We start from the raw sequence: 15,201 nt of genomic DNA on the forward strand, positions 1-15,201 counted from the left end.
TGCCTACCTTTCTTTTTCGTTCAGGACGCAGCGATTCTTTCCAGGGTTTGTGGTAGGCCGGAAGATGCCAGGTGACTGGCTCCCTCCTGGCGGATGGCGCGAGGCCGAATGGGTGAATCCAGGAAGTTCGGCAGAGCCTCTCTTGACGGGCAAGGAAAGGTGTCGGGATAATGTCGCGAAAGCCGCTTTGGCGAGACATGCGTATTGAAAGTGACTGGCGCGATCATTGGGCTGATGCTTTGTTGTCTCCTCGATCACTGCTTCTGTAGTTGGAAGAAGACGTTGTTCAACAGCCTCTTCTTCAGCCAAGGGGTCCGATTCAATGACCGGTAGAACGTGGACCGCAGAAGTACCCTTACCGGGTCGGAAAAGGTGAACAGTTTTTCCTGGCGAAGCTGCAGCGAACGGGATCGCCGTAGACTCGGTTCTCGGATCCGCTGGAACTCCCTGGCCGCCAGCGTGAGTTCGTCCCGGCCCTTGGGCAGTGCTTCGGACAGGAGCGGTGCGAGTGTCATGGCATCGAACAAGGCATGGCTGACCCCTTGGCCCAAGATCGGCGAGAGGGTATGCGCGGCGTCACCGATGAGCAGCAGCCCCGGTCGGGACCACCGGGGCACGACGCTCGTGAAGATGTCCAGAACCGAGGTATCCGACCAGTTCCGGATGTTGTCTCGGACCAAGTCGGCGAGTTCGGGTGCGAGCTCGTCCAAGCGGGTGTGCAAACTCGTCAGACCGGCTCGTCGAAGGTTCCGGAGTCCGCCCTTGGGGATGTTGAAGCCGACTCGCATGAGGTCTGGATAGGTCGGGATGAACAAGCCGTGCCGACCACCGGCGATCCGGATGTGGTAGGTGTCCCTCGTCCAGTCCGCCGGGGCGGGAAGCTTCAGCCACACGACATCGCGCTCGAGCGGCTCCCGGCGGTACGTGAGGCCTGACATTTCGAGTATGTTGCTGTATCGACCGTCGGCGCCGACAGTCATTCGTGCGTGGATCTCTTGCTCGCCGGCCGGACCTCGGCTGCGGATACCCACGACGGCTCCATCGGATTCCACGAGGCCGATGGCCGAGGTATTCCGCAGCAAGGTGAAGCTGGCGTGGAGGCGGGCCTCATGCTCCATGATGGCCAGCAAGGTCGGCTGCGGTACATCCAGCGGGTGTCGATGGTGATGCGGAAAGTCGTCGAAATCGACTTCCAGAAGCGTTCGCCCGTGTTCGGCGAGCTTCATCTTCCGATTCACCAACGCGCCGGCGGCCGTGATGTTCTCCAGGATCCCGAGTCGGGCCAGCAATGATACGGCGTCGGGGGATACCGTTTCGCCTCGGAACGATCGGTTGAAATGACTGGTCTGCTCCACGACGGCGACGTCGCACCCGCGGCGAGCAAGCTCCAGGCCGAGGGCCATCCCTGCCGGTCCGCCGCCGACCACACAGACATCCACGGACAACTTATCCATTGAACCCCTTGAATAACGAGGCCGTATGACGGGCCGTACGAAAGCGAAGGAGGGAGTGGGCGATCCACAGCCTGGTCCGCAGCACGTGACCGGGTGAGCCATGGACGTCGTCGAACCGAATCGACTTGAACTTCGCGAGGTGCCGCTCGAGGAAGCGAGTGTCCGCGGAGGGGATGATTTCGTCGCGGAGGCTCACGACGGAATGGACCGGAGCCGTTACCCGGGTGAGCTCGTCGGGCCGCAGGGCAAAGGTGCCGAGACGTTCCGGGACGTCGCCTTCCGGGACCCCGAGGAGATGGGCAAGCGTTCGCTTCGTGGTTTCGGGCACCCCTGCCCACCAGGTGCGGTCCTGGAAGAAGGCCGACACCGGCGGGCCGACGGTCACCAGACCGCTCAGCCGCGGATCGTGTGCGGCGCAGCGCAACGCGAGGTGCCCGCTGAAGCTCATGGCGACCGCGTATACCTCGCGCACCGGGGCGATCTCGTTGATCCTGTTGAGCAGGCCGGAAAGCATCTGCCAGCTGTCATGATCGTAGGTCAACGGGTTTTCCCCCACGCCGGGCATTTCCGCGGCGACGGCGGCCATGCCGAGCTTCCTCGCCGTCGGAAGTGAGGGAGCCCATTGCTCCTTGACACTCACGATCCCGCCGATGAGCAGCAGCAGCGGGCGGGGCGCATCGGGGTCGAGGCCGGTGGCCCACACCGGCACGCGGTGCCCGGACAGTTCCAGTTCGAGCCGATCGATCCCTCCCCGGCTCGACCGCCATTGATCGAACTCGGCCACGCACCGGTGTGCGGCGCGCTCCTGCGCCGGGTTCGACGGATAGGGAAAACGCGCCAGGTTGTTCAGCTTGCAGGACTCGAGGTGACGTCCTGTTTCGGCCATCCGGTCGGCGGCGAGCGCCCATTCCCAGCACCAGGATCCCGGCCCGTCACCGTCGGTGTGGTCGATGCGTTCGAGTATTTCCCTGCACACTGCGCCGGGAAGCCCTTGCACTCGTGCGTGCAACCGGACGAGATCGCTCAGTTCGGCGAGATACGGCATCAGGGAATCGGCCCGCCGGCGTTCCGGCTCGTGAGTGTTTCGAGCCGGTTCTTGAGACTGCCGAGGACGTCGGCCGCCGTGGCACCGTCGATGATGCGGTGGTCGAAGGTGAGCGAGACCGGGAGGATCGGCATGACGCACATTCCTCCATCACGCACCGCCGGGCGGTCTGTGATCTTGCCCAGTCCGAAGGTCAGTGTGGTACCACCCGAGGAGAAGAACCGGGCCACCGGCCGGTGGCCCAAGGACGTGACCGCGACGGTCCCCATTCGCCGATGGCGGCTTCGCGGCCGATTGGCCCAGCCGAAGGCGACCCGTCCCACGGGCAACGGAAGCCGCTGCAAGGCACGAGCGCCGCGAAGTTCGGGGATCTCGTCGCTGGGCGTGTCCCGCAGGCGGTCCACAGTGTCCTGGATCGCGTCGATGCTCATGAGGTTGCTGTCGGGAATCACAACCGAAAGCGCCGCTCGCTGGTTGCCGATTCCCTTGTCGAGGGCCAGCTTCACATCGACGGAGCCGCGGTACACGATGCGAGGACGGAGACCGCCCGCGCAGGCGGCGTTCGCCGCGGGGTACTCGGCCACTGCGCGGCTGACGCCGTGCATCACGTAGCTCACCACGGAGTACTTGCGGTTCGCCGCATGTTTGTGCGCCAGCAGCTTCGTGGCGTCCACTTCGGTGTCGAGGTATACGGGGCTGGCCGCCCGGACGAATCGGAGGAAGTGCCAGGTATGCCGTCGCGCGGCGGGCAGGCACCGGATCGTCGTCATTTGGTCGCTCCCACCTGTGCGTGGAGGTCGGCCAGGCTGCGTGCTTCGAGAAAGCTGGTGGCGGACAGGAGCCGGCCGGTCGCGGCTTCGAACGCGGACAGCAGTTTCAGCAAGTGGAACGAATCCCACCGCGGCAACTGGTCGAAATCGGTCCGCAGATCGTCCTTGGTGAGGTACAGACCGCATTCCCTGCCCACGATCTCCAGGAATTCGTCGATACTCATTTGGCCGCCCGATCGCCGAGAAGTTCGTTCAGCCGCACGATGAGCTCGATGTGAGATGGGTTCGGCGGCACCGTGCTCAGGTCGTGCACGAACCCGGTATCGGCGTCTTCGCAGTCGGGATCGGCGATGAACCCGTTCAACGGATAGAAGTCCTTGACCGCGTCGTTCATCCCGGTCAGACGGAACGCGGCGGTGACCTTTGTGACCCCTGCCTGTGCCGCTTGGCGGAGGATCGCCCGCAGGCAGGCGGTCTCGACGTCCCGGGCCAGGACGCGGCAGGACAGGACAAAGTTGTCGATTCGAAGCTCCGGACCTCGTCGGCGCGTGAAGACCGCGCCGACCGTCCCGTATTCGCCGAAGCTGTCGGTGCAGCGGACCGCGATCACCTCGGTGTCCTGGCCCGCGATCAGGTCGAGCACGGCCGCGGTGTCCAGGCGGTCCGCCGTGAGATTGAACCTGTTGGTGCGCTGGGTCAGCTGTGCGACCCGCCCGGCGTTGCCGTGGCCGGCATGAAACAGTTCTACCGTGGTCCCAAGGCCGGCCAGGTACTCGGCTTTCGATTCGACCTGTTCGCGGAGTTGCACGCGTTTCCGCTCGGTCAGATAGCGCTGAACGCGGGTTCGGTCGGCCTGGGTGATCTCGTCGGTGACGAACCAGCGGTCGGCGAGAAGGCGGCGAACATGCAGCGCGGGCTCGTCGGCGTCGACCTCGATCACCGGGACACCGGGCAAGGCACCGCGAACCATGCCACGTTCGGCCGCCGAATCGTCGACGAAGACGAGGCTGCTCACGTCAATGCCCAGCTTGTCGGCGATCTCGGTCAGGTTGCCGGGTTTGGAACCCCAGTTGATGGCCATCGCCACGATGTCGTCCGCACGTAGCACCAGGTCTGGGTTCTGCTTGAACACCTCGAGGACCTTTTCCTCGTCGTTCTTGCTGCACACGGCGACCAGCACACCCTGGGAGCTGAGCTGTTTCACGGCCGCTTGGAAGGAGCGGAAGGCTTCACCCCGGAAACCCTCGCTGACTTCGATACCGTTCGGGCCGTCGTCGGCGAGGCTTCCACCCCACAACGTGCCATCGAGATCCACCACGAGGCACTTTCCGGTGCGCCCGGTGAGCGATCGCACCACATGGCCGATTTCCTTGGCATAGGCGGAAAAGAACTCGTCCGAGAAGTGGACGTTGGCGTAGCTGCTCGCCCGGGGGTCGGCGAGGACACCGGACTCGCCGAGCAGCGGTTCGGTGTCCACGACCAGCACCCCCGGCCGGTTCGTGGAGAACCTGAGCAGATGCGCGTTGAATTCCCGCCACGCGGCACCGAGCAGCGCACGCGAACGGTGGTCGATGAGCTGAGCGGCCCAGTACCAAGGCAGCGGAACCGTGTTGAAGACCAACGTGCCGGTGTGCCTGGTTTGATACGCGTCGGTGATCTCCTCGAGCGACGTGCTCAGCTGCCGCAGCGCGTACCGGACATCCGTCGGTGTCCAGGGAGTCCGGATCCGCCGGAACACCGCGTCGGCGTCCAGCAGACACACCGTGACATCGGGTTCGGTCGCGAACAGCTCGTTGTGCGTTTCCCGGAGTTCGATCGCGTACTGGCCGTAACCGCCGACCTGTATGCGCGGAATGAAACCATGCCGGGCCAGCTGTGCGCTCAACGGCGACACCAGCGGCCGGATGGTGGAGCTTCCGGTGATCGCCACGGTCGCCTCGGGAAGGTCGGGATGACGTCGGATCAGGGCATCGGGGTGCACTTGGGACAGCACGGTTCCGGCGCGAAGGAGGGCGGCTTCGTCCAAACCCGCCAGCAGCCCGGGCACCGCGGTGTAGCTGTCGATGAGTTCTCCGGTGGCGTGCAGGTGGCTGAGGCGGACGTCGCCGGGTGCCGGGCACCTGCCGAGCAACTGGGTCGTGGTGGCCGTCGTCACTTTCCCTCCACGGTGAATGCGCCTTTGATCCATTTGCTGGACTCGATCGCGATCGCGACCGCACGTTCGCCAGGCCGGATTCGGTCGTAGAGCAGATCGAGCTGGAAGAACGGTGTGGCGTTACCGGTGTTGCCGGTTTCCGCGACGCAACTGATCTCCGTCGCGTGACCAAGGGCGAGATCGGAGGTGATCCTGCTGGTCATGCGTCCTGACAATTGCGGAGGCAGCAGATAAGACATCGACTCCCGATCCCAGTCCGTCGAGGACAGGATCTCGTCGAGAGCTTCCTTGGCCAGCAGTGGTACTTGCTCCTCGATCGCCTTGTAGTCCTCTTCGAACGGCGGGTCTGGCTCGGACTGCGAACGGGCCAGATCTCCCGCACCGAACCAGCGCACGACTTGCCCGGGTGCGCGGCCGAGCCCGGTGAACCGGTTGAGCACCTGGCGCAGCACGATCGCCCCCGGCACGGCATCCGCCGTGACCACGACGGCGCCCGCACCATCGCCGAACAGGAGGTAGTTGACGAGTTCGGCGGTGGGCAGGCCCTGCATTTCCCGGTCGGCGACGAAGTGTTTCACGCTGACGTCGCCACCGATGACCAGTCCGAGACGGTGCTGGTCATCGAGTAGTCGTCGAGCGAGGTCCAACGCTTGCACGGCACCGGCACAGCCGGACTGGAGCTGGTACGTGGAGACGTGATTGACGCAGAGCCGGCTGGCGATCAGGTTCACGGTCGCGGGCATCAGTGTGTCGGGAGTGGCCGTGGCCAGAATGACGAAGTCCAGTTCTTCGGGTTCAAGACCCGCTCTGGCGAGCGCCTGAGCACCGGCTTGCGCACCGAGATCCGCCAGCGTGTGCGTAGGCTTGCCGGTTTCCAGGTCGATCGCGAAGTGCCGCTTCCTGGTTCCGATGAACATTTCGATCCACTCGGCGCTGATGCCGAGTTTCTTGGCCATGACCTCGTTGTCGATCGCGTCGCCGGGCAAGGCCGTTCCGGTGGACACGATGTGTGCCGCGGGCAATGGTCGTTCCTCTCTAGGAAGCGTTGTGCCGCGAGGAGATGTACGAGACAACGTCCCTCACGGTTTCGAGCTGGGGGAGTTCGGAAAGATCCATCGACCCGTCGAGGGGAAGGATCGTCGTGAGCCGGTCGCTCAACCGGATCAGGGTGAGCGAGTCATACCCGAGGTCGTCGAGCAGCCGGGCGTCCATCGCCAGGTCGGCCGTCGCGTACCCACCGACCTCCGCCAGCGCCGCGAGCGTTCGCTCGACGATCGATTCGGAGGCAGGGGCGGGGGCAGGGGCAGGGGCCGTCGCGCCACCTTCGATGTTCGCGCGCCGGGTGGTCGTGACGGGTAAAGGAAGGGATTGATCGTCGAAAAGGTATGGCGGCAGCCGCCAAGGCACCTGCTGTTGTTTGGTGTACAGCCGCTGCCAGCGCGGGGTGTGCCCATCGCGATACAACGAGGCCAGTACCTGGGCGACCTCGTGGCCGGTGGCCGCCTCGCCGGGGCACGGCGTGAGGATGGCCATCTCATGGCCGGGATCGGCGCGCCGGATGAGGTCGGAGGCGACCGACGTGGGACCGATCTCGATCAGGTGGGTCGGCGTAAGTGCACGTACCGCGCCGAGTGCGGCATCGAACCGGACCGGGGCGGTGACCTGCTCGACCCAGTAGGCGGAGCCCAGCTCATCGTCTGTGACGAGACGGCCGTGCACGGTCGACGCGATCGGGACGGCCGGACGATGAGCGGTGATACCGTCGGCGGTCCTGCTGAACTCGGTCACCATCGGCCCCATCAGTGGCGAATGCAAGGCAGGCGCGCCGAGCACCGGCTTCGTGACGATGCCGGCTTCACTGAGCGTGCCGCTGAGCCGGGTGATGGCGTCGGCGTCACCTCCGATGATCAAGTCGCGAGGGCCGTTGAACGCGGCGATCGCGACATGCGGCTCGGCATCGACGTGCGGTTGCACTTGAGCGGCCGTCGCCTCGATGGCGACCATGGCGCCGTAGTCGGTCAATTTCTGGACCGATGCGGCGAGCGCCACGACGATCTTGCAGGCGGCGGATAGCGACAGCACCCCCGCGAGGCTTGCGGCGGCGTACTCGCCGATGCCATACCCGAGCATCGCCTCCGGCCACACGCCGAGGTCCCGGAGGGTGGCGCCCAGCGCATACCCGACCGCGAACAATGCGGGCTGGGCCAGCCCGGGGTTGTGAATGGAGGCGCCGTCGGGGCACATGTCGTCAATGACCACGGAGGCTATCGACCGGCCGAAATACGGACGCATGGCCGAGTCGACCTCATCGAACCGATCGCGGTAAGCGGGAAGGTTGTCGTACAGTGCGCGGGTCATCCGGGGGTATTGGGCGCCGGGGCCGGTGAACAGGAAGATCACCTTCGGAGTGGCATACCCGCTGCCGACCGGCATTCGAGGATCGCCGATCTGCGAGCGCAGGTCGGCTTTGAGTTTCTCACGATTCCAGGCGGGCAAGGCCCACCTGTGCTTGAGGGAGGTCTTCACGAGGTTGGTGCTGTGGCAGATCTGAGGCAGACGTTCCGACGGCTCGCGATCGATCACCTCGGCGAGGGCGGCGATGTTGCGCCGCAGCGCCTTGAGAGTGCCGGCCGAGACGGTCAGCACACCCGCACCACCTCGTTCCGGCCGGCGGTCCGCGACCGGGGGAGTCGCCAATACCAGATGAGAATTGGTACCGCCCAAGCCGAAACTGCTCACCGCGCCGCGAACCGTGCCCTCGGCGGGCAACCGCATCGGCAGCCGGGCCAGCCACAGGCCGTGCTGGTCCAAGCGCAGATCGGCGTTCTCGTCGTCGCTGTGCCTGCTTGGCGGCAGTATTCGACGATCCAAGGCGAGGCAAGTCTTGATCAACCCCGCGACGCCGGCCGCTCCTTCCGTATGGCCTATGTTCCCCTTCACGGAACCGAGCGCGCAAGGTTGTTCCCGTTCACCCGCGTGCACAGCGCCGAGAGCCTGGACTTCGATCATGTCGCCGAGCGTGGTGCCTGTTCCGTGTGCCTCGACGAAACTGACTTCGCCGGGCCTTACTCCGGCGCGGGCGTACGCGTTACCGATGACCTGTTGCTGTGACCATCGGTTCGGTGCCGTCACGCCATTGCTTCGGCCGTCGTGACTGACCGCGGACCCTTCGATGACCGCGTAGATGGGCTGCTTGTGGGCGATCGCGTCACTCAGCCGACGCAGCACGACCACGCCTACCCCCTCGCCCCGGCCGATCCCATCGGCGTGAGCGCTGAACGGCTTGCACTCCCCGTCCGCCGCGGACAGACCCGCCTGCGTGTAGAAGATCGAAAGCGCGGGAGTCAGGATGATGTTGACGCCGGCCGCGATCGCGAGGTCGCAGTCGCCGGCGGACAACGCGGCGATAGCGAGGTGTACGGCCACGAGGGACGACGAGCAGGCCGTGTCCACCGCCACGCTCGGCCCCTTGAGATCGAGGTGGTAGGAAATACGGTTCGCCGCCATGTGGTAGCCGTTGCCCGTGCCCCGTTGCGGGGTTATCTCCGCGTAGTCCGCCATGTGCAGCATGGCCCATTCACTGGACATGATTCCGACGTGGACACTCGTCCGGCTGCCTGCCAACGACGCCGGGTCGATGGCGGCGTCCTCGATCGCACGCCAGCTCGTCTGGAGCAGGAGGCGCTGCTGAGGGTCCATTTCGCGCGCGTCATGCGGTGAGATACCGAAGAACTCGTGATCGAAGGACGCCGGGTCGCTGAGAAAGCCTGCCATCGTGGTGTTCATGGTTCCCGGTTTACCTTCGGCTGAATAGAACGCCTCAGCGTCCCATCGGTCGGAGGGAATCCTGGTGATTCCATGATCACCTTTGAGCAGCATATCCCAGAATGCGTTCTTGTCAGGCGCTCCAGGGAATCGGCAATCGATGCCGACCACGGCCACGGGACTGATCGGTCCTGCTCCCCATGTCATCGCGGCGCCGCCAACTGGGTGCGCAGGTACTCGGACATCGCGGTCACGGTCGGGTAGTCCCACGCCAGCGTCGGTTCGACCGGTACGCCGAAGTGGTCTTCGATTTCTCCGCACAAGGTGAGCGCGTACACCGAAGTGAGTCCGTACTCGGCGAGCGGACGGGCTATGTCGATACGGTCCGGCTCCATCGCGAGATAGCTCGCGACCTTCTGGATGAGCCACCTGGCTATTTCGTTTGCGGGCATGATCTTGTCCTTGTCGTGGGGGAGGGCGGTTCGCCACTCAACGAGGCAGCGTTCGGCGGACGGGGTCTTCGTCGAGGCAGAAGCTGGTCTCTTCGGCCGCGCGGGTGAGCAGCTCGGTGAACAGCTCGTCGTCCAGTTCACTCGCGCCGGGCGGGGTTCCGGGCATGAGCCGGCCGAGCAGCCGTCGCAGAGCGACCCGGATCCAAGCCGAGCCGGCCAGTACACGCCGATCTCTGTTGTGCCGCCAGATGCCCAGGCATGCGGTCGCTGCCAGCAAGATCGCATAGCGTTCCGACAGCGTTCCGCCGTCCGTATTGTTCGCCGGGTCCAGCTGCCAAACGTGGGCTCGGCTGACGTGGGTCGCGAGGTGGTCCAACTCGGTGAGCAGGAGGGTGGCGATGGTCGAGAGGTCCGTGGTCGTCCTCGTCTCACCACGCAACTCGCCCAGCCAGGGCTCAAGGCAGGCGAGCAGGGGATCGCCCTGCGCGCGCGTCGGATGCGGGTTGTGCTCGAGCGGGGGCAGCGTCGTGTCCGGGGTGAAGATGGACATCGATTCGGCCGAACTCGAGGGATGGCGCTGCGCGTGGGCAAAGGCGGGCAGGTGCGCCGCGATGGTGATCTCATCGGGCGTGTGGTCCGGGTAGACCAAGCTCAGGGATGGAAGATCACGGAAATGTTTGCCGAAGATCGCATGTTCCCCCTCGCGAAGGTAATACCTCGCGCCGAGGACCACTGACAACTCGTTCATCGCGTTTTCGATCAACAGCGGGACCAGATACCGAGTAGCCGCCGCGTAGGCCCGGGAATGGCCCGGTAGTAGATGCAGGGCCCGGGCCGCCGTAGTGACGAGGCAATCGGCGACCAGCAAATCGGCGAACGCGCCGGCGATGGTCGCTTTGGCATGGGGCATGTCGCTGACGGCCCGGCCGTAGAGCCGGCGGTGAAGCGCGAAACGCAACACGGTGAAAAGACTGGCGTCGAGCATGCCGAGAGACAGTCCCGTGGTCAGACAGCCGCCGATCTCGGAAGAGCGACGCGAGAGACTGGCGCCGATGCCCGACCAGCCGATGAGGCTGTCCCGCGGGACGGGGCACATGCTGAACTCCAGTCCACCGAGATGACAATCTCGCAGCCCGAGGGTGCGGACCCTGGGTGATCTCCGTCGGCTCTCGTCGGGCAGCGCCGTCAAGTCGACGAGCAGGAGCGACCTCGAGCGCTGATTCTGGGTGTAGGCCGTTCGCGCGATGACGACAGCGCTGTCGGCACGGTCGGAATTGAAGACGAGACCGGCGTGTCCGTCGAGGACGTACCGGTCGCCTCGCTCACGAGCCGTGAGCTCGAGTGCGGCCGGGTCCGGGTACATTCCCGGTGACCCATGGGCCAGGCAGACCTTGCTCCCGCCCAAGATCCTCTCGGCAAGGGCATTCTGCTGCTGGGCGTTGTCCGTCGCGAGCCACACGTTGAGAGACGCCAGCAGTGTCGGCACCCCGTAGCCGATGCCCAGGGCGGCGTCACGCCGGAACACCGGTCGCAAACGTCTGATGAATTCGTCCGCGGTGCCCAGCCTGCCACCCAGCCGCGGTGGCACGAACTCGGCATTGAGGGACAAGCAATCGAGGAGTTCCTCGCCGGCTTCGAAGACCTCGCCTCGTTCGTCCGCTTCGATGATGGCATTGTGTCCGAGCGGGTTTCCGGGCAGATACGGATCTCCGAACTCGGTCTCGAGATCCACTGTCATGACAGCTTGCCGTAACTGCTCGGGGTCCCCGCGGTCGTCGCCTCGGCGAGCTGAAAACCGAAGAGCGACGGAAGTCGCTCGTCCTTCACCTGGTCGGCCAAGACGTCGAAGAGCACGTCGAACGGCGGGGTGGCGACGGCGCCGTGCCGGTCGCCGGTCGCGGCCAGGATCCGGTATAGCGCTGCATGAAGCCAGACACCGTTACGCCACAGCAGATCTTCGGCCTGCCTCGGACGTCCCGTGGGACGCCGTACCGGTACTTCTCGATGGTTTCGCAACCACAGTTCGATCGCTACCGCGCCGGCGAAATAGAGGGCGGAACGCTTGGCGACAGCGAAGAGGCGGTTCGAGATGTCCGTTCCGGACAAAGGTTCCTCGGCGATGTCCATCCACAGTTCGTCCAATGCCTCGCCCAGCCGTTTTGCCGTTGCGGCGAGTGGTATGAGCAATGGGTTGTCGTTCGCGAGCGCGGCGATCTTCGAAATCGACGATTCCGCCGCGAGCAGAAAGCTCGCTCCGTTTCGCGGTATCAGAGCCAGCCTGTCGAGTTTGGCCGGTGGTGTCGGCCGGGACAGCTCGCAGCATGCCGCGAGCCCTTCGTGGTCCGGAGCGAGCCGCTTGTCGCGCGCCCGGGAAAGGAGTGGGAACATGCTGATCAGCGAATGCAGGTTGACCACGGTGTTGCCGTCGAACAGTGAGACGACGCGATGGTCGCGTTCGACCTTGCCGAGGCTGCCCCGGCGCTGGTCGTCCTGGTGAAGCGCGGCCGGTCCCATGAAGTGCCGCAGGCGCGCGATCGCCGCCTCCGTGCGGGTGGGGACGAGGTACTTCGTGACGGCGGCGATCACAGCGAGTTCGGAGGTGAGCGTGTGGACGGAGCGAACGGCCACGACGGAAAGCGCTTCCGCCAGCAGATGATCCGCGTACGCGAGTGCTATGGTCCTCCTCGCTCGCCGGAGATCGATGACGGTGCGGCCATCCCGGCTACTGTTCTCCAAGAAGTCGATGGCGATCCGGAGCGCGTGATCGCTGCTGCCGAGGGACAGTGCGGAACACAACGTCCGGGTGACCTGTAGCCCCTTGAGGACGTTCTCCAGCCCGGAGCCCTCGGTGCCGATCAGCGCATCCGCCGGAACTTCGGCGTCACAGAACACGATTCCACTGACATCAGCGCACCGATTGCCCAGCGTGCGAACTTTCGGCAGATATCGGTAGCTGCCGGGCAGCGTGGATTTGTCGACGAGGAAGAGACTGAAACCCCGCGGCCCACCCAGAGAATCGGTCCGCGCCAGTACGCACATCACGCCACACCTGGTCGCGTTGTTGATCGGCCACTTCTCACCCCGCAACCGGTATGAGGAACCCGACTTCTCCGCGACCAGTTCGCCGCCGGCCAGGTCGCTCCCGTGATCCCGCTCGGTGAGGCCCCAGGACACCGGGACGCCGGCGGTGATCATGCGGCCGAGGGAAGTCGATTGGGATCGGTTCCCGGCAATCCAGACGCAAACGGCACCGAGGTAGGTCTTGGCGTGCGCGACGGCGACTCCCATGTCCCGCCTCGCCAGCATCCGCACCAAATGCGCGGTGGTTTCATAGCTGGTGAGCAGGCCGCCGTGGTGCGCGGGAACGTAGTACCGGCCCAGACCGAGTTCGTCCAAGTACCGGCAGACACCATGCGGGAATTCGCCGGAGTGGTCTAGCGCGGCAAGCTGGGCATAGCCGAATTCCTGACCCTGGTCCTCGGGGTTTCCGAGGACCGGCTCCAAACGCTGTATGGGCTCCCAAGGCCGGTACTTCATCGACCCACCTTCGAGTCGGCGAAGGTCACGGTGGTCGAGGACGCCGGATGGGACTTCAGCTGCCCGGAGAGGAACTTCTCCCGCATCAGCCGTCGTTGCACCTTGCCACTGGTCGTCTTCGCGATCGCGCCGGAGCGCACTATGACCACGTGGGCCAACTGGACGTCCAGGTCGGCTCGCACTTTGCGCCGCACCAGCGCGGCGAGTTCGTCGGCACTGGCCTCCCGCAACCGCGCCGCGCTCACTTCGTGTACGAGAACCACTTGATCCCAGCGCTCGCCGATGGCGAAGGCGGCGGCCCTTCCCTTGCCCAGCGCGGGATGGGCCAGGTGGGCTGTTCGCTCGATGTCCCACGGGTAGAGGTTGCGGCCGTTGACGATCAGCAGCTCCTTGAGCCTGCCGGTCACATAGAGTTCGCCGCCGTCCAGCACGCCGAGGTCTCCGGTACGGAGGAAGGGGTAGTCACCGTCGGCGGCCGTCGCACGGAACGTCTGCACACTCTCCATCGGCTGGTTCCAGTATCCCGCCGCCACACTGCCGCCGCGTACCCAGACCTCACCCACTTGACCGTCCGGCAAGGGCCTCCGGGTCAGCGGGTCGACGATTCGGACCGTGACCCCCGATGGCGTTCCACAGCTCACCAGAACACTGCTGTTCGCCGACGAATCCGCGTCCTTCAGTTCGTTTCGTTCCAGCGCTTGGGCGTCCACCGCGCGGGTCACCATTCCCCGGCCCTTGGTACCTGTGACGAAGAGAGTCGACTCGGCGAGCCCGTAGCACGGAAGGATCGCGCGTTCATCCAGTCCGGCGGGCCGGAACCGCTCGATGAAGGCCTTCAGTGAGTCGTGCCGCACGGGCTCGGATCCGTTGCAGAGCACACGCAGTGAAGACAGATCCAGTTCGGCGAGTTGATCGTCGGTGACCCTGTCCGTAGCCAACCTGAAGGCGAAGTCCGGTGCGACACTCACGGTGCCGCGGTAGCGGCTGACCGCCCACAACCACCGGTGTGGACGCATCAGGAACGTCATCGGGGACATGAACTGCGTAGTTCCACCCAAGTAGAGCGGATGCAGCAGCTGCCCGATCAAACCCATGTCGTGGAAGTGCGGAAGCCAGCCCACCAGCGAGTCATCCCGGCCCGTGCCCAGTGACTGCTGGATGAGGTGCTGGTTGCTCATCAGGTTCCCCTGAGTGACCACGACTCCCTTGGGCCGATCGGTCGAGCCCGACGTGTACTGGAGGAACGCGGTCGTCTGCCAGGTCAGTTTGACGGGGAACCACGCACGCGGCGAGGCCGCGGGAAGCATGTCCGTCGCGGCGTGACGCATCCGGCGGGGCAGGACGTGGTGATCAAGCCAGTCGCGAATGGTCGCCGCGTAGCTGCTTTCGGTGAGAATCACGCTCGCTTGAGCATCGTGCGCGAGGGCCCGGGAACGAGCAGCGCCATTCCCGCCTGATGCGGTAAGCGGCGCGGGTACCGCGATGACGCCGGCGTAGAGGCATCCCAGAAAGCCGATAACGAACTCTGGTCCAGGCGGGAACAGCAGGATCGCTCGCTCACCCGGTTCGGTGTTCTCCCGCAGCCAGATCGCGACACGCCTGGCCCTCGAATCGAGATCGCGATATGTCACGCTCTCTTCGGTCATGCCGGTCCCTGACTCCCGGAGAAAGACGAGCGCACGCTTGTCGGCGTTTTCGGCAACCCGGTTGCGGAACAAAGTGACAAAATCGAGTCCGTCGCTCAACAGGAGACCTTTCCATCATTGCGTGGTGTTTCGCGCCCGGTTCGGGTGCCGTAGAGCACAGACCGTGGCTTCGGGCCGTCACAGTCTGCTGTTCGCCGCAGAATCGAAAAAGAGGCCATCCCAGTGGCCCCTGGTCACGGGTGGCGGCGTGGAGTTATAAGGGGTAAGGCAAACGTGGCGTGGTCGGCGCGGGGTGGTCGTGAGTGGCGTTTCGGGTTCTAACCCGAAACGCCACTCCCGAACCTCTTCCAACCCGCACATGTTGACATCAACCGGAC

The 15,201-nt window shown here is 65.1% G+C and carries 11 protein-coding genes; all 11 read right to left on the reverse strand.

Annotation, left to right across the window (positions count from 1 at the left end; translation table 11 throughout):
• Positions 1–254 precede the first annotated feature (254 nt).
• The 11 genes from AC069I_RS26215 to AC069I_RS26265 are packed head-to-tail and all read right to left on the reverse strand — an operon-like array spanning position 255 to position 14,923.
• Entirely contained in the window at positions 255–1,454 is a 1,200-nt protein-coding gene (locus AC069I_RS26215) for an FAD-dependent oxidoreductase (protein ID WP_478227754.1), read from the reverse strand.
• Positions 1,447–2,499 (reverse strand): alpha/beta fold hydrolase, encoded by a 1,053-nt coding sequence (locus AC069I_RS26220; protein WP_478266577.1) that lies wholly within the window; start codon positions 2,497–2,499, stop codon positions 1,447–1,449. The genes AC069I_RS26215 and AC069I_RS26220 overlap by 8 nt, the downstream gene beginning before the upstream one ends.
• On the reverse strand, positions 2,499–3,269 hold the full coding sequence (locus tag AC069I_RS26225; RefSeq protein WP_478266578.1) for a 2-oxo acid dehydrogenase subunit E2: 771 nt from the start codon (positions 3,267–3,269) through the stop codon (positions 2,499–2,501). Before AC069I_RS26225 ends, AC069I_RS26220 begins: the two co-directional genes overlap by 1 nt.
• A complete protein-coding gene (locus AC069I_RS26230) occupies positions 3,266–3,493 on the reverse strand; it encodes a hypothetical protein (RefSeq protein ID WP_340684131.1) in 228 nt (75 codons plus the stop codon). The genes AC069I_RS26225 and AC069I_RS26230 overlap by 4 nt, the downstream gene beginning before the upstream one ends.
• Entirely contained in the window at positions 3,490–5,424 is a 1,935-nt protein-coding gene (locus AC069I_RS26235) for an HAD-IIIC family phosphatase (protein ID WP_478266579.1), read from the reverse strand. Before AC069I_RS26235 ends, AC069I_RS26230 begins: the two co-directional genes overlap by 4 nt.
• Positions 5,421–6,410, reverse strand: a complete 990-nt coding sequence (locus AC069I_RS26240; RefSeq protein WP_478266580.1) for a 3-oxoacyl-ACP synthase III family protein — start codon at positions 6,408–6,410, stop codon at positions 5,421–5,423. The genes AC069I_RS26235 and AC069I_RS26240 overlap by 4 nt, the downstream gene beginning before the upstream one ends.
• A 49-nt stretch (positions 6,411–6,459) precedes the next feature.
• Complete coding sequence (locus AC069I_RS26245) at positions 6,460–9,366, reverse strand: type I polyketide synthase (protein WP_478266581.1); 2,907 nt, start codon at positions 9,364–9,366, stop codon at positions 6,460–6,462.
• A 26-nt stretch (positions 9,367–9,392) separates the two neighbouring features.
• Positions 9,393–9,641: an acyl carrier protein gene (locus tag AC069I_RS26250; protein WP_478227759.1), complete on the reverse strand. Its 249-nt coding sequence runs from the start codon at positions 9,639–9,641 to the stop codon at positions 9,393–9,395.
• A 37-nt stretch (positions 9,642–9,678) separates the two neighbouring features.
• Positions 9,679–11,379, reverse strand: a complete 1,701-nt coding sequence (locus tag AC069I_RS26255) for an acyl-CoA dehydrogenase (protein WP_478266582.1) — start codon at positions 11,377–11,379, stop codon at positions 9,679–9,681.
• A complete protein-coding gene (locus tag AC069I_RS26260; RefSeq protein WP_478227761.1) occupies positions 11,376–13,178 on the reverse strand; it encodes an acyl-CoA dehydrogenase family protein in 1,803 nt (600 codons plus the stop codon). The genes AC069I_RS26255 and AC069I_RS26260 overlap by 4 nt, the downstream gene beginning before the upstream one ends.
• Complete coding sequence (locus AC069I_RS26265; protein ID WP_478227762.1) at positions 13,175–14,923, reverse strand: fatty acyl-AMP ligase; 1,749 nt, start codon at positions 14,921–14,923, stop codon at positions 13,175–13,177. The genes AC069I_RS26260 and AC069I_RS26265 overlap by 4 nt, the downstream gene beginning before the upstream one ends.
• Between the last annotated feature and the right edge of the window lie 278 nt (positions 14,924–15,201).

This window comes from Amycolatopsis sp. NPDC043885 (genome assembly GCF_056435685.1).

What these genes read in the sequence shown, in the direction of transcription:
- AC069I_RS26230 (WP_340684131.1), bottom strand. Translation starts at nt 3,493, where the DNA reads ATGAGTATCGACGAATTCCTGGAGATCGTGGGCAGGGAATGCGGTCTG.
- AC069I_RS26220 (WP_478266577.1), bottom strand. Translation starts at nt 2,499, where the DNA reads ATGCCGTATCTCGCCGAACTGAGCGATCTCGTCCGGTTGCACGCACGA.
- AC069I_RS26250 (WP_478227759.1), bottom strand. Translation starts at nt 9,641, where the DNA reads ATGCCCGCAAACGAAATAGCCAGGTGGCTCATCCAGAAGGTCGCGAGC.
- AC069I_RS26225 (WP_478266578.1), bottom strand. Translation starts at nt 3,269, where the DNA reads ATGACGACGATCCGGTGCCTGCCCGCCGCGCGACGGCATACCTGGCAC.
- AC069I_RS26260 (WP_478227761.1), bottom strand. Translation starts at nt 13,178, where the DNA reads ATGAAGTACCGGCCTTGGGAGCCCATACAGCGTTTGGAGCCGGTCCTC.
- AC069I_RS26255 (WP_478266582.1), bottom strand. Translation starts at nt 11,379, where the DNA reads ATGACAGTGGATCTCGAGACCGAGTTCGGAGATCCGTATCTGCCCGGA.
- AC069I_RS26215 (WP_478227754.1), bottom strand. Translation starts at nt 1,454, where the DNA reads ATGGATAAGTTGTCCGTGGATGTCTGTGTGGTCGGCGGCGGACCGGCA.